The organism is Micromonospora sp. NPDC023888 (assembly GCF_040639415.1).
Lineage (GTDB): Bacteria > Actinomycetota > Actinomycetes > Mycobacteriales > Micromonosporaceae > Micromonospora.
This window is the reverse complement of the sequence record NZ_JBEZZW010000006.1, coordinates 147,050-162,044: the sequence shown is the minus strand read 5'-3', so window position 1 is coordinate 162,044 and position 14,995 is coordinate 147,050. Positions and strand designations below refer to the sequence as shown.

The 14,995-nt window shown below is 73.0% G+C and carries 12 protein-coding genes; 10 read left to right on the top strand and 2 right to left on the bottom strand.

From position 1 onward, the window contains the following. The first annotated feature begins 41 nt into the window (after positions 1-41). The 5 genes from AB0F61_RS07635 to AB0F61_RS07615 all read left to right on the top strand — a co-directional run bounded on the left by AB0F61_RS07635 (position 42) and on the right by AB0F61_RS07615 (position 4,910). Positions 42-1,217, top strand: a complete 1,176-nt coding sequence (locus AB0F61_RS07635; protein WP_357804774.1) for a cysteine desulfurase family protein — start codon at positions 42-44, stop codon at positions 1,215-1,217. A 134-nt stretch (positions 1,218-1,351) separates the two neighbouring features. Then, on the top strand, positions 1,352-2,425 hold the full coding sequence (mnmA, locus tag AB0F61_RS07630; RefSeq protein ID WP_357804769.1) for a tRNA 2-thiouridine(34) synthase MnmA: 1,074 nt from the start codon (positions 1,352-1,354) through the stop codon (positions 2,423-2,425). Positions 2,426-2,462: 37 nt separating this feature from the next. Then, on the top strand, positions 2,463-3,467 hold the full coding sequence (locus tag AB0F61_RS07625; protein WP_357804763.1) for a methionine synthase: 1,005 nt from the start codon (positions 2,463-2,465) through the stop codon (positions 3,465-3,467). A gap of 36 nt (positions 3,468-3,503) precedes the next feature. Next, entirely contained in the window at positions 3,504-3,869 is a 366-nt protein-coding gene (locus AB0F61_RS07620; protein WP_357804757.1) for a VOC family protein, read from the top strand. Positions 3,870-3,899: 30 nt separating this feature from the next. Further along, a complete protein-coding gene (locus AB0F61_RS07615; RefSeq protein WP_357804751.1) occupies positions 3,900-4,910 on the top strand; it encodes an ADP-ribosylglycohydrolase family protein in 1,011 nt (336 codons plus the stop codon). A gap of 250 nt (positions 4,911-5,160) precedes the next feature. Here the strand turns inward: AB0F61_RS07615 and AB0F61_RS07610 are convergent, their stop codons facing one another. Next, positions 5,161-5,703 (bottom strand): type II toxin-antitoxin system PemK/MazF family toxin, encoded by a 543-nt coding sequence (locus tag AB0F61_RS07610; RefSeq protein WP_357804746.1) that lies wholly within the window; start codon positions 5,701-5,703, stop codon positions 5,161-5,163. A gap of 351 nt (positions 5,704-6,054) precedes the next feature. On the opposite strand from AB0F61_RS07610, the gene ligA reads away from it, so the two are divergent. From ligA to gatA, 4 genes are all read left to right on the top strand, one after another. Next, entirely contained in the window at positions 6,055-8,190 is a 2,136-nt protein-coding gene (gene ligA / locus AB0F61_RS07605) for an NAD-dependent DNA ligase LigA (protein WP_357804743.1), read from the top strand. Positions 8,191-8,347: 157 nt separating this feature from the next. After that, entirely contained in the window at positions 8,348-11,017 is a 2,670-nt protein-coding gene (locus AB0F61_RS07600; RefSeq protein ID WP_357804738.1) for an EAL domain-containing protein, read from the top strand. 146 nt (positions 11,018-11,163) lie between these two features. After that, positions 11,164-11,469: an Asp-tRNA(Asn)/Glu-tRNA(Gln) amidotransferase subunit GatC gene (gatC, locus tag AB0F61_RS07595; RefSeq protein WP_238657840.1), complete on the top strand. Its 306-nt coding sequence runs from the start codon at positions 11,164-11,166 to the stop codon at positions 11,467-11,469. Between the two features lie 76 nt (positions 11,470-11,545). After that, the gene (gatA, locus tag AB0F61_RS07590) at positions 11,546-13,021 is read left to right on the top strand and encodes an Asp-tRNA(Asn)/Glu-tRNA(Gln) amidotransferase subunit GatA (protein WP_357804730.1); all 1,476 of its coding nucleotides are present in this window, start codon (positions 11,546-11,548) and stop codon (positions 13,019-13,021) included. A gap of 61 nt (positions 13,022-13,082) precedes the next feature. Here the strand turns inward: gatA and AB0F61_RS07585 are convergent, their stop codons facing one another. Continuing rightward, a complete protein-coding gene (locus AB0F61_RS07585) occupies positions 13,083-13,355 on the bottom strand; it encodes a hypothetical protein (RefSeq protein WP_357804725.1) in 273 nt (90 codons plus the stop codon). 140 nt (positions 13,356-13,495) lie between these two features. Between AB0F61_RS07585 and gatB the strand changes: the two genes are divergently transcribed. Beyond that, positions 13,496-14,995: an Asp-tRNA(Asn)/Glu-tRNA(Gln) amidotransferase subunit GatB gene (gene gatB / locus AB0F61_RS07580; protein ID WP_357804718.1), complete on the top strand. Its 1,500-nt coding sequence runs from the start codon at positions 13,496-13,498 to the stop codon at positions 14,993-14,995.

Genomic DNA, 14,995 nt, shown 5'->3' with positions numbered 1-14,995 from the left:
GGCATCCGGGCGTCGCGGTGTCGGCCGTAGGCTGAACGGTGATGGCTTACCTGGATCACGCGGCGACGACTCCGATGCTCGACGAGGCACTGGAGGCGTACGTCGCCACCGCCCGCGAGGTCGGCAACGCGTCCTCCCTGCACGCGGCGGGTCGTCGTGCCCGCCGCCGGGTCGAAGAGTCCCGCGAGAAGGTGGCCGCGGTGCTGGGCGCCCGGCCGTCCGAGGTGATCTTCACGGGTGGTGGCACGGAGAGCGACAACCTCGCGGTCAAGGGCATCTTCTGGGCGCGCCGGGGAGCCGCCCCGGACCGCCGTCGCGTGGTCTCCAGCGCCGTCGAGCACCATGCGGTGCTGGACGCGGTCGACTGGCTCGTCGAGCACGAGGGAGCCGAGGTCGGTTGGCTGCCGGTGGACGCCGCCGGTCGGCTCGACCCGGAGGACCTGCGCGCCGAGCTGACCACGCACACCGGCCGGGTGGCAGTGGTCACCGCGATGTGGGCCAACAACGAGGTGGGCACCATCCAGCCGGTCGCCGAGCTGGCGGCCGTCGCAGCCGAGCACGGTGTGCCGTTCCACACCGACGCCATCCAGGCGGTCGGTCAGGTGCCCGTCGACTTCGGCGCCAGCGGCGTCGCCGCGCTGACCGTCACCGGGCACAAGTTGGGCGGCCCGACCGGGGTGGGCGCGCTGCTGCTCGCCCGGGACGTGGCGGCCACACCGCTGCTGCACGGCGGCGGCCAGGAACGTGACATCCGTTCCGGCACCCTGGACACGGCCGGCATCGTCGCCTTCGCGGTCGCCGTCGAGACGGTGGTGAAGGGCCAGCAGGAGTACGCGGCCCGGGTGGCCGCGCTCCGCGACGACCTGATCGAGCGGGTTCGTCGGGCGGTGCCCGAGGTGATCTACAACGGTGACCCGACCGACCGGCTGCCCGGCAACGCGCACTTCTCCTTCCCGGGCTGCGAGGGCGACGCCCTGCTGCTGTTGCTCGACGCGCAGGGCATCGCCTGCTCGACCGGGTCCGCCTGTTCCGCAGGGGTGGCCCAGCCCTCACACGTGCTGCTGGCAATGGGCGCCGACGACGACCGCGCCCGCTCCTCGCTGCGCTTCTCCCTCGGCCACACGAGCACCCAGGCCGACGTCGACGCTCTCATCGCGGCCCTCCCCGCAGCGGTGGACCGAGCCCGCAGAGCCGCAGCCCTCCGCACCCCCCGCTAGAGGTCGGAAGCGGTCCCGATACCTACTTGTCGTCACCTGGTGACGGGTGGCGCGCTGGCGGGCTGGGAAGGGCTGGGCAGGGTGGATAGGGTTGGGTGGGGTCGGGGGAAGCCCGGTGGGAAAGGAATGTGCTGGTGAAGGTTCTGGCGGCGATGTCGGGCGGGGTTGACTCGGCCGTGGCCGCGGCGCGGGCCGTGGCGGCCGGGCACGACGTGACAGGCGTACACCTGGCGCTGGCCCGCAATCCACAGACCTACCGCACCGGCGCGCGCGGCTGCTGCACGCTCGAAGACTCCCGGGACGCACGGCGGGCCGCCGACGTCATCGGCATCCCGTTCTACGTGTGGGACATGGCCGACCGCTTCCACGAGGACGTGGTGGACGACTTCGTCGCCGAGTACGCCGCCGGGCGCACGCCGAACCCCTGCCTGCGCTGCAACGAGAAGATCAAGTTCGCGGCGGTGCTGGACCGGGCTGTGGCCCTGGGCTTCGACGCGGTGGTCACCGGGCACCACGCCCGCCTCGGCCCGGACGGGCTGCTGCGCCGCAGTGTCGACATCGCCAAGGACCAGTCGTACGTGCTGGCCGTGCTCACCCGCGAGCAGCTCGACCGGTCGATCTTCCCGCTTGGCGACTCGACAAAGGCGCAGGTCCGCGCCGAGGCCGCCGAGCGTGGCCTGGCGGTGGCCGACAAGCCGGACTCGCACGACATCTGCTTCATCGCCGACGGAGACACCCGCGGCTTCCTGGCCGGTCGGCTCGGCGAGGCACCCGGCGACGTGGTGGACGCCAGCACCGGCGCGGTGGTCGGCAGTCACAGCGGCGCGTACGCGTACACGGTGGGGCAGCGGCGCGGGCTGCACCTGGACCGGCCGGCCCCGGACGGCCGGCCGCGTTACGTGCTCTCCATCACGCCGAAGACCAACACGGTGACCGTCGGCCCCGCCGAGGCGCTGGAGGTGTCCGAGGTCCACGCCGTTCGTCCGGTCTGGACCGGCGGCGCACGTCCGGACGCGCCCGTCGAGTGCGAGGTGCAGCTCCGCGCGCACGGCGACGTGGTGCCGGCGACCGTCGCCCTCGACGGCGACCGGCTGCACGCCGAGCTGCGCCGGCCGGTCCGCGGTGTCGCCGCCGGCCAGGCCGTGGTCGCGTACCGGGCGGACCCGGCCGGTGACGTGGTCCTCGGCTCCGCGACCATCACCGGCTGACCGCACGGTCCGGGTGTCCGCGGGATAGCCTTCGGCCGTGACAGATCAGGCGTGGCCCTGGCCGGCGGGCGCGGCAACCGGAATTGGTTCGCTGCCCGGCACCGACATCGGCGAGGCACAGCGGGTGGTCCTCGGTGAGCTTCCCGACCTGCCCCACCTGCCCGAGTTGCCGGCCCGTGGTCCCGGCGCGGACCTGATCGGCCGGTCCGCCGGGCTGCTCGTCGAGCTGCCCGTCGAGGTGTACGCCGGACGGTGGCGGGTCGCCCCGCGCCCGGGTCGCGACCTGCGCCGGGCCGCTGACCTGATGGAACGCGACCTGGACCAGCTCGCCGAGCAGGCCGAGGGGTACGCCGGGCCGATCAAGGTGCAGGTCGCCGGTCCACTGACGCTCGCCGCGTCGCTGGAGTTGCCGATCGGTGGTCGCCTGTTGCGGGACCCCGGCGCGGTCCGTGACCTGACCGGCTCCCTCGCCGAAGGGCTGCGCGCGCACGTCGCGGCGGTGACCCGGCGGCTGCCCCGGGCGTCGGTGCTGCTCCAGTTGGACGAACCGTCCCTGCCGACAGTGCTGGCCGGGCGGGTGCCGACCGAGAGCGGGCTGGGCGCGTACCGGGCGGTCGAGTCGGTGGACGCGGCCGCGCTGCTTCGCGAGGTCGTCGACGCGGTCGGCGTACCGACGCTCGTGCACTGCTGCGCCCCGGACGTGCCGCTGGAGCTGATCCGCTCCACCGGCGCCGTCGCTGTCGCCCTCGACCTGGACCTGGTCACCAAGCTCGACCCCCTCGGCGAGGCGCTCGACGCCGGCCTCGGACTGCTGGCCGGGGCCGCGCCGACCCGACCGCCGTCGGCCGGTGGCGCGCCGACCTCCGCGCAGATCGCCGATCGGGTACGCCAGGTCTGGGACCGCCTCGGCTTTCCCCGCCGGCAGCTCGCCGAGCAGGTGGTGATCACCCCGGCCTGCGGTCTCGCCGGCGCCACCCCGGAGTACGCGCGGGCGGTACTCGCGGCCTGTCGGGACGCCGGCCGGCGGCTCGCCGAGGTGTGAGGTTTCCCGTCGTACCCGGCGGGCAGGATGACAGTCATGATTGGACAGCTGCGTTCAGTGGTGATCGACTGCCCGGACCCGCGGGCGTTGGCGGCGTTCTACTCCGAGCTGCTCGGAGTGCCCCTCGACGAGGGTGAGACGGAGGGCGACTGGGTGGTGCTGGGCGGCCCGCCCGGTCACCAGCCGCGTCTCGCCTTCCAGCAGGCGCTCAACCTCCGGCCACCGGTCTGGCCGGATCCGGAGCGCCCTCAGCAGTTCCACCTGGATGTGACGGTGGACGACATCGAGAGCGCGGAGAAGGCGGCGCTCGCGCTCGGGGCCCGGCGGCTGCCGGGCGAGGGCGAGGGTTTCCGGGTCTACGCCGACCCGGCCGGCCACCCGTTCTGCCTCTGCTGGGACTGAGCCTGACGCGGGTTGCGGCGGCCGGGCATCATGGCCGCCGTGATCCCCACCTCTCCGCTGCGCGCCTCCGGTTCACTCTTCGGCCTGGCCTTCGGTGACGCGCTCGGCAAGCCGACCGAGTTCCTGACCGTCGCGGAGATCGAGCACCGGTACGGCCCGACCGGTCCACGTGAGCTGTCCGGCGAGCCGGCGCTCGTCACCGACGACACCCAGATGGCGCTCGCCGTGGGCTGGGCGCTGCACGAGGCGCCCGCGCTCACCCCGGAGGTGGTCGAGCCGCTGCTGCGGCGGCGCTTCCTGGCCTGGGCGGTCAGCCCGGACAACAACCGCGCCCCGGGCATGACCTGCCTGCGCGCCTGCGGCGAGCTGGGCCGTGGGCTGCGCTGGCAGGAGGCGACCGTGGCCGGCTCGAAGGGGTGCGGCGCCAACATGCGGGTCACCCCGGTCGGGTTGCTCGACGTCGACCTGGACACGCTGGCCGGGCTGGCCCAGCTACAGGCGGGGATGACCCACGGCCACCCGACCGGGCTGGCCGCCAGTGAGCTGACCGCGTACGCGGTCTTCGCGCTGCGCGCGGGCGCCACGCTGCCCGAGCTGCCCGCGCTGCTGACCGAGCGGGCGCTCGCCCAGCGCCTCGTCTACCGGGAGCGGTGGCTGGGTGATCTCTGGCAGCGCGCCGGCTCGCCTTCTCCACGGGAGTTCATCGCCCCGGGCTGGGACGAGTGCCTGGCGGCGCTGGGTCGACTGACGCACGCCCTCAGCCAGCCGGACGACGACGGCGACCCGTGCCGGGCCACCGGAGAGGGCTGGGTCGCCGAGGAGGCGCTGGCCACCGCGCTGCTCTGCGCCATTCGGCACGCCGACGACCCGGTGGCGGCACTGGCCCGGGGCGCGACCACCGCCGGCGACTCCGACTCGATCGCCGCCCTGGCCGGCGCGTTCGTGGGCGCGGCCGCCGGCATGGCCGGCTGGCCGACCGGGTGGATGGACCGCATCGAGTACGCGGACCAACTCGCCACCCTAGGCGCCGCCTGGGACTGACCCTCACCTGCCTGCCCTGCCCCGCGCGGCCTCGGCGTTGCCCCGCGCTGCCCGGCGTTGCCCCGGGGGTGTGATCCACTCGGTTTTCTGGAAGTCGCGGTGTCCCGTGGTGTCGGATGCCGCGTTTTGCAGGAAGTCGAGTCGATCATGCCGTCTTTGGGCAGGGCGACGGGGTAGTGGGCTCGCCGGGATAGTCAGGGTGACGGGGTGGGCTCGCCGGGCGGTCAGGCTGACCCGGCCGCAGGGTTGGTCAGGCGGTGGGCAGGTGACGCAGGCTGCGGACCTTGCGCCACAGGTCGGCGTCGCAGCGGCCGGCGTGGTCGGCGAAGGCGGCCGAGCTGAGTCGGATCGGCTCGGTCAGGCTGAGGTAGCTGTCGTGCTCCGCGCCGGGGTCCCAGTCCCGGGTGGGAATCCGTACGTGGTCGTCCCGGTCGCTCTTGTCCTGGCTGGTGATCTTGAGGACGTCCGCTCCTCGGGAGTCCGCCCGCAGCACCAGACAGGGCCGCACCTTCGAGCCACTGCCGTCGGCGTACGGCACGTCGGCCCACCAGATCTCGCCGGGCGCCGGGGCCTCCGGCCGGTCGGCGTCGCGGGAACGGGGCTTGGCGGCCGACCGGTCGGCGCCGCGCGGTCGGGGCGGGGCGGGACGACGACCACCGGTGCGGGCCGTGGCACCGCGACCCGGTCGGCTGCCTGCCGGTCGGGTGGAGACCCGGTGCCGCCAACTGTTCCATGCCCAACCCGCGGCAACGGCCAGCAGGATCGCCGCCGCCCAGAGCAACGCCTCGGGCATCGCCCACCTCCTGGCTCCCGGCGGACGTGTCCTCCGCCTCTCGGCGGACGTACCTCCGCCTCCTCGCGGCCCACCGGCCGCTTCGTCCGGCGATCCTCGCACGTCGCCGGCGGTGTCGCCGGCCAACCACACCGCGGCTGCCCCGCCACCGACGCACTCCACCCTTGATCGACTTGGCGTCGAACGGCTGGATCGGCACGTCGACGACTACCGAGCATCGGGTGATCACGGCGCGCGATCCGGGGAGACGTCGCCGCGGGGCACGGGCGGGCGACGGATTGTCCCACCGGCCCGATACCGTGCCGGAGTAGCGTGATCAGGGAGGTCGCAGGCGTGTCCGAAGGTGGCGGTGTGTCCGAGGAGCAGATCGGTCAGCAGGTCAGCCCGGCGCAGGAGGCGGCGGCCGGGGCCGAGCCGACGCCGCAGGCCCGGGAGCGGCATGCCACGCTCAGTCAGGAGCTGACCGAGCATCAGTACCGCTACTACGTGCTGGACGCGCCGATCATTCCCGACGCCGACTTCGACAGGCAGTTGCGCGAGCTGGAGGCACTGGAGGCGGAGTTCCCGGCGCTGCGGACACCGGATTCGCCCACCCAACGCGTGGGCGGCACGTTCTCCACCGACTTCACCCCGGTCACCCACGCCGAACGGATGCTCTCGCTCGACAACGCCTTCGCCGACGAGGAGCTTGCCGCCTGGGCCGAGCGGGTCGAACGGGACGCGGGTGGCCCGGTGCCCTACCTGTGCGAGCTGAAGGTCGACGGGCTGGCCATCAATCTGACCTACGAGAAGGGCAGGCTGGTCCGGGCCGCCACCCGGGGTGACGGCCGCACCGGTGAGGACGTCACCGCCAACGTGCGCAGCATCCGGGACGTGCCCAGCCAGCTCGCCCCGTCCGCCGAATTCCCTGACATTCCCGAGCTGGTGGAGGTCCGGGGCGAGATCTACTTCCCGGTCGCCGCGTTCGCCGATCTCAACGCCGGCCTGGTGGAGCAGGGCAAGGCGCCGTTCGCCAACCCGCGCAACGCCGCGGCGGGCAGCCTCCGACAGAAGGACCCGCGCGTCACCGCCTCCCGGCCGCTGCGCCTGGTGGTGCACGGCATCGGCGCCCGCCGAGGGTTCCAGCCCAGTGCGCAGTCCGAGTCGTACGCGGCGCTCAAATCGTGGGGGTTGCCGACCAGCGACCGCTGGCGGGTCGTCCCGGATCTGAGCGGCGTGGCGGAATACATCGGCTACTACGCCGAGCACCGGCACGACGTCGAGCACGAGATCGACGGGGTGGTGGTCAAGGTCGACCCGGTCTCCATCCAGGGCCGGCTGGGCTCGACCAGCCGCGCCCCCCGGTGGGCGATCGCCTTCAAATACCCGCCGGAGGAGGTCACCACCAAGCTGCTCGACATCGACGTCAACGTGGGGCGCACCGGGCGGGTCACCCCGTTCGCCGTGCTGGAGCCGGTGCGGGTGGCCGGCTCCACGGTCGCGCTCGCGACCCTGCACAACGCCCGTGAGGTCGAGCGCAAGGGCGTGCTGATCGGTGACACGGTGGTGCTGCGCAAGGCCGGCGACGTGATTCCCGAGGTCCTGGGCCCGGTGGTCGACCTGCGGCCCGCCGACGCCCGGCCGTTCGTCATGCCGACCACCTGCCCGGCCTGCGGTACCCCGCTCGCCCCGTCGAAGGAGGGCGACGTCGACATCCGTTGCCCCAACACCCGCAGCTGCCCGGCCCAGCTCCGCGAACGGGTGTTCCACCTCGCCGGGCGCGGAGCCTTCGACATCGAGGCGCTCGGCTACAAGGGCGCGGCGGCCCTGCTGGACGCGGAGGTCATCGCGGACGAGGGCGACCTGTTCCAGCTCGATGCCGAGCAGCTCTCCCGGTCCCCGTTCTTCGTCAACAAGGACGGCAGCCTGGGCAGCAACGCCAGCAAGCTGCTCGACAACCTGGCGGTCGCCCGGGAACGGGACCTGTGGCGGGTGCTGGTGGCGCTCTCCATCCGGCACGTCGGCCCGACCGCGGCCCAGGCGCTCGCCCGGCACTTCCGCTCGATGGACGCCATCGACGCGGCCACCGAGGAGGAGCTGTCCTCGGTCGACGGGGTCGGGCCGACCATCGCGGCGAGCCTCCGGGAGTGGTTCGCGGTGGACTGGCATCGCGAGGTCGTCCGCAAGTGGGCCGAGGCCGGCGTACGGATGGCGGAGGAGGCGGGCGACGAGGGGCCGCGCCCGCTGGAGGGGTTGACAGTGGTGGTGACCGGCACGCTCGCCGGTTTCTCCCGGGACCAGGCCGCCGAGGCCGTACAGAGCCGGGGCGGCAAGGTCAGCGGGTCGGTCTCCAAGAAGACGAGCTTCGTGGTGGTGGGGGACAACCCGGGGTCCAAGGCCGACAAGGCGGCCAGCCTGAAGGTGCCGGTGCTCGACGAGGCCGGGTTCCAGGTCCTGCTGGACGCCGGCCCGGACGCCGCACGGGAGGTCGCTCAACCGGGCGGCTGACCGCGCGGGCGGCGTCGCGGGGCGACTGGTCGCGTATACCAACTTAATTACGACTACGACCGATTCGTGACTGTCATACCGGGAAACCGGGGCCCGAGGGCGTTTCATTGGGTCACGGCGTGCGCACCGGCACGTCGACGGTCGGTCGGGAGGTGTGGTGGAGGTCGCCGACCCACGCAACTCGCTGCCCCCGGGGCGGGTGGCACCGTTCGCTGCCTTCGTCGTCGGCATCCTGGTGGTGGCCGCGGTGACCGCCGCCGTTCCACTCGCGACGCTCCCCGATGAGGTGTCCCGGCTGCCGGGGGCGTTCTGGACGATGGCCGCGCTCGCCGTGGTCTGCGACGCCCGCCCGTTCGTCCCGCCGGGGCGCCGGCAGACCTCGGCGGTGTTCCCCTCCACCTGCTTCACCTTCGCGATCCTGCTCGGCTGGGGCCTCGGTCCGGCGGTGCTGGTGCAGGCGGTGGGGGTGGTCGTGTCGGGCTGGAGGATGGGGCACGCGCCGTGGCGGACGGCGTTCAACGTCGGGCAGTACGCGTGTGCACTCGCCGCCGGGTACGGGGTGCTCCTGCTGGGGCCGGGCACCATCTTCTCCGGCGGGCGGTTGCACTGGACGGACGTGGCTGCCGTCGGCGGCGCGACCCTTGCCTGGTTCGTCGTCAACTACGGGTTGGTCAGTTGGGCGGTGCGGCTGCGCTTCGGGGACCGGTGGTGGCCCACCCTGCGGCAGGGGCTCGGCTTCGAGTTGCTCTCCACCGGCTCCCTGCTGCTGCTCGCCCCGGTGCTCGTCGCGGCGGCACGGGTCAGCGCGGCGCTGATCCCGCTGGTGCTGGTGCCGCTGTTCGCCGTCTACCGGATGGCGCGGCTGACCGTCGAACAGCAGCACCTCGCCGCCGCCGACCCGCTTACCGGCCTGCCCAACCGCAAGGCCCTGCTGGCCGAGGTGGCGGAGCAGGTGCACGTGCATGCCGAGCGGACGGCCCGTGGGGAACCCGACGGTCAGTTGGCGCTGCTGCTGATCGACCTGGACCGCTTCAAGAACGTGAACGACGCCCTCGGGCACGCAGTGGGCGACCGGCTGCTGGTCGAGGTGAGCGCGCGGCTCACCGACGTGCGGCCCAGACCGCAGATGATCGCCCGGCTCGGCGGCGACGAGTTCGCCATCGTGATGACCGGGCTGGCCGACGTCGGTCAGGCGCGGGAGTTGGCGGACCAGGTGGTCCAGGCGCTGGCCGAGCCGGTGCCGCTCGACGGGCTTCCGTTGGACGTGGGCGGGTCGATCGGGATCGCCCTCTTTCCCGAGCATGGCGAGGACTTCGCCACTCTGATGCGCCACGCCGACGTGGCGATGTACGACGCCAAGCACCGCAACGACACGGTGGCCGTCTACGCCCCCGAGTCCGATCACAACTCCGCCGAGCGTCTCGGTCTCCTCGCCGACCTGCGCCGGGTGCTGGAGTCCGGCCCGCCGGGCGACGGGCCGTTCGACGCCGAGCCGGCCGGTCACCGCCACCTTGAGGGTGCGGCCGCGCAGGCCGAACGGGGTGCCGGGCACGGCCGGGACGGCGTGCCGGGTGAGGTGGCCGGCACGGCGCGGATGGTAGGCGTACCCCTCGACGCGGCGGCCGAGGTGCGCGGCGGTGACGGGGCGGCGCTGCCCACCGGGGCGTCGGCCGAGGCCGCGCCACCCGCGGACCCGCCGCCGGCGATTGCGACGGCACCGCCGGCCGGTGGCCGGTGGTGGGGACGCCGTCGGCGCGACGACGCCGAACTGCCGCACGCCGACGAGCTGATCAACCAGATTGCCACCGGTGCCGACCCGATCCGGGGCCGCAACACCCGTGCCGCGGTCACCGGCAACCGGCCGGGTCGGGGTCGGGAGCGACGCGCCCGGCTCGGAAACAGCCGGCGGTCGCCGAACGGGAGCGCGCTGGCCGCGCTGGGCAACGGCGGCCTCGGGTCGCGGCGGGACATCGGGCCGGACTCACCGGGGCGACCACTCGAACCGACCGGGTGGGCGCACGCGGACGGTGGACCGGCCGACGACGCCGGGGAAATCACCATGTACTACCAGCCGCAGATCGCCATCGCGACAGGCGAGGTGGTCGGTGTCGAGGCCCTGCTGCGCTGGCGACACCCGCGCCGGGGCATGGTCGACCCGGAGGAACTCATCCGGGTCGCCGAGCAGAGCGCCGTGATGCGGTTGCTCACCCGGCGGGTGGTCGACGACGTGGTGGAGCAGCTCGCCAAGTGGTCGGCCGCCGGCATCGGCCTGCGCGCGGCGCTGAACGTGAGCGTGCGTGACCTGCACACCGGCGAGATCGCCGACCAGATCGCCGACCGGCTGGCCCGATACGGGGTGCCCGCCGAACGGCTACAGGTGGAGATCACCGAGGGTGCGTTGATGGCCGACCCGCGCCGGGTGCTGGCGACCATCTCCCGGCTGCACCGCATCGGGGTGGGCATCGCGCTCGACGACTTCGGCACCGGCTACTCGTCACTGCAGCACCTGCGCAGGTTGCCGCTGTCCGAGGTGAAGGTGGACCGGTCGTTCGTACTCGGGATGGCCGACGACGCCGACGACGCGGCGATCGTCCGGTCGATGATCGAGTTGGCCGGCGCTCTGGGGTTGCGGGTGGTGGCCGAGGGCGTCGAGGACGAGCGGACCTGGCGGATGCTGCACGCCGCCGGTTGCGACGCGGCGCAGGGCTGGTTCTACGCCCGACCCATGCCCGCCGCGGAGCTGGTCACCTGGCTGGCCCGGTACCGGCCGGTGCGCCCCACCGGCGGGCACCCGCAGCCGGACGTCGCGCGCCGACCCACCCGCTGACCCGGCACGAGGGCCGCCGGAGGGGGAGTCCGGGGACGCGACACCGGAGCGGAACAATAGACTCGCTCCGGTCACCGCGCGTCACGCTCCAGTCGTCGCGCGGCCGGCACACCGCCCGACCAGCAGGACATCAGAAGGGGGCACGGATGGCCGCCATCTCCCGCGAGGAGGTCGCGCACCTGGCGCGCCTGTCGCGGCTCGCCGTCACCGAGGAGGAGCTGGACACGTTCGCCGGTCAGCTCGACGTGATCCTCCAGGCGGTCGCCCAGGTCGGCGAGGTCGCCGCCGCGGACATCCCACCGACGTCGCACTCGGTGCCGCTGACCAACATCTTCCGCGAGGACGTGGTCACGCCGTGCCTGACGCCGGAGGAAGCGCTGTCGGGCGCGCCCGACGCCGAGGACCAGCGGTTCCGCGTACCGCGGATCCTGAGTGAGGATGTGGCCTCATGAGCGAGCGGCAGCGAGCGAATCAGCAGTGCAGCGCCGTGGTGCCTCATGGCGTCGCGGAGCGAAGCGGAGTGACGGCATGAGTGACCTGACCAGAATGACTGCGACGGAGATCGCCGCTTTGGTCGCCGGGGGCGAGGCCTCCGCCGTCGAGGTGACCCAGGCGCACCTGGACCGGATCGCCGCGGTCGACGACCGGGTGCACGCCTTCCTGCACGTCGACACCGACGGCGCGCTCGCCGCGGCCCGCGCGGTGGACGAGCGCCGCGCCGCCGGCGAGGACCTGGGCCCGCTCGCGGGTGTGCCGGTCGCGGTGAAGGACGTGCTCGCCACCCGGGGCGTGCCGACCACCGTCGGCTCCAAGATCCTGGAGGGCTGGCGCCCGCCGTACGACGCGACGATCGTGCAGCGGCTGCGCGAGGCCGGCACGGTGATGCTCGGCAAGACCAACATGGACGAGTTCGCGATGGGCTCCTCCACCGAATACTCGGCGTACGGCCCGACGCACAACCCGTGGGACCTGGACCGGATCCCGGGTGGCTCGGGTGGTGGCAGCGCCGCGGCGCTGGCCGCGTACGAGGCGCCGCTGGCGATCGGCTCGGACACCGGCGGCTCGATCCGCCAGCCCGGCGCGGTCACCGGCACCGTGGGCGCGAAGCCCACCTACGGCGGCACCTCCCGCTACGGGCTGGTCGCCTTCTCCTCGTCGCTCGACACCCCCGGCCCGTGTGCCCGTACGGTGCTCGACGCGGCCCTGCTGCACCAGGTGATGGGTGGGCACGACCCACGGGACTCCACCTCGATCCCCCAGCCGGTGCCGGACGTGGTGGCGGCGGCGAAGCTCGGCGCGACCGGCGACCTGACCGGTGTGCGGCTCGGCATCGTGAGCGAGTTCGTCGGCGAGGGCGCCGAGCCGGGCGTGATGGCCGCGTTCCGCGAGTCGGTGGACGCGCTGACCAAGATGGGCGCCGAGGTCGTGGAGATCTCCTGCCCGACGTTCGCGTACGCGCTGCCGGCGTACTACCTGATCGCCCCGAGCGAGTGCTCCTCCAACCTTGCCCGGTTCGACGGCGTCCGGTTCGGCCTGCGGGTCGGCGACGACGGCAACCGGTCGCTGGAGGAGGTCATGTCGCTGACCCGCGAGGCCGGCTTCGGCCCGGAGGTCAAGCGCCGCATCATGATCGGCACGTACGCGCTGTCGTCGGGTTACTACGACGCGTACTACGGGCAGGCGCAGAAGGTCCGGACGCTGATCACCCGGGACTTCACCACCGCGTTCGAGCGGGTCGACGCGTTGATCTCGCCGACCACCCCGTCGGTGGCGTTCCCGTTGGGCGCGCGCACCGCCGACCCGTACCAGATGTACCTGGCCGACCTGTACACGATCCCGACCAACCTGTACGGCGGGCCGGGCATCTCGGTGCCGTGTGGGCTCTCCGAGGGGCTGCCCGTCGGCCTGCAGGTGATGGCTCCGACGATGGCCGACGACCGGATGTACCGGGTCGCCGCCGCGTTGGAATCCGCGGTCGGCACGTTCACGCCGCCGGCGCTGTAGCGCCGTCGCGACCGGCCCCGACGGATCCGTCCGTCGGGGCCGGTCGGCTGCCGTGCCGGTGTCACTGCCCGGCCCGGTCGCGCTGACGCCAGGCCGTCAACCTGCCCGTCCCCCAGGCGACGGCCAGCCCGATCAGGCCCGGAATGACGAGCAGGACCACCAGTAGCTGGAGGTCGTCCGGCTGGCGCTCGCCGCCTGCGGCAAGCCAGCCGATCAGGGCCACCGCGGCCGCCACCGCCCACGCGGCCAGCACCACCACCAGGACCTGCCTGTTGTTGTACCGTCGCCCCGGCCGGGGCTGGTCGAGAGATCGATCATTCCCCGTATTCGTCATGGTCGACAGATACCCCCGTGTCGGCGCGGACACACCCGGTCACGGCCACTGCCGGTGTCCCGGGAAACCCGGGCGACGCCCGGCCCGACAACCCCATTAGGCTGGACAGGTTCTGTCCCGGATCGCGCCTGGAGCGTCTCATGACCACGACACTGCCCGCGTACGACGAGGTCGTTGCACGCTACGAACCGGTGATCGGCCTGGAGACCCACGTCGAGCTGGGCACGAACACCAAGATGTTCTGTGGTTGCCCGACCGACTTCGGTGGCGAGCCGAACACCCGGGTCTGCCCGGTGTGCCTCGGCCTGCCCGGCTCGTTGCCGGTGGCCAACAAGGCGGCCATCGAGGCGATCATCCGGATCGGCCTGGCGTTGAACTGCTCGATCGCCGAGTGGTGCCGGTTCGCCCGGAAGAACTACTTCTACCCCGACATGCCGAAGAACTTCCAGATCAGCCAGTACGACGAGCCGATCTGCGTCGACGGTTACCTGGACGTCGAGGTGGGCGGCGAGACGGTGCGGATCGAGATCGAGCGGGTGCACCTGGAGGAGGACACCGGCAAGACGCTGCACGTCGGTGGCGCCACCGGCCGCATCCACGGCGCGACCGAGTCGCTCGTCGACTACAACCGGGCCGGCATCCCGTTGGTGGAGATCGTCACCAAGCCGATCCCGGGCACCGGTGCGCTCGCCCCCGACGTGGCAAAGGCGTACGTCACGGAGCTGCGCGACGTGATCCGCACCCTCGGGGTCTCCGACGTGCGGATGGAGGAGGGTTCGCTGCGCTGCGACGTGAACACCTCGCTCAACCTGCCGGGTCAGGAATGGGGCACCCGCACCGAGACGAAGAACGTCAACTCGCTGCGGTCGGTGGAGCGGGCGGTCCGTTCGGAGATGCTGCGGCAGGCGTCGGTGCTCGACGCGGGCGGCCGGATCACCCAGGAGACCCGGCACTTCCACGAGGACACCGGTGACACCACCCCGGGTCGCTCGAAGGAGACGGCCACGGACTACCGGTACTTCCCGGAGCCGGACCTGGTGCCGATCGCCCCGGACCCGGCCTGGGTCGCCGAGCTGAAGGCGGCGCTGCCGGAGCTGCCGCGGGTGCACCGGCGTCGGCTCCAGGAGCAGTGGGGCCTCTCCGACCTGGACATGCAGTCGGTGCTGAACGCCGGCGCGGTCGAGCTGATCGAGGCCACCGTGGCGGCGGGCACCACCCCGGCGGCGGCCCGCAAGTGGTGGCTGGGTGAGCTGTCCCGCCGGGCCAACGAGAGCGGCGTGGAGCTGGCCCAGATCGGTGCCACCCCCGCCCAGGTCGCCGAGCTTCAGGGGCTGGTCGACGCCGGCAAGCTCAACGACAAGATGGCCCGCACGGTGCTGGAGGGCGTTGTCGACGGTGAGGGCTCGCCCACCGAGATCATGACCAACCGGGGCCTGGAGGTCGTGTCGGACACCGGCGCGCTGACCGCCGCCGTGGACGAGGCGATCGCCGCGAACCCCGCCATCGCCGACAAGATCCGCAGCGGCAAGGTCGCCGCGGTCGGCGCGCTTGTCGGCGCGGTCATGAAGACCACCCGGGGCCAGGCCGACGCGAAGACCCTGCGTGAGCTGATCCTGGAGCGCCTCGGCGTCCAGGGCTGA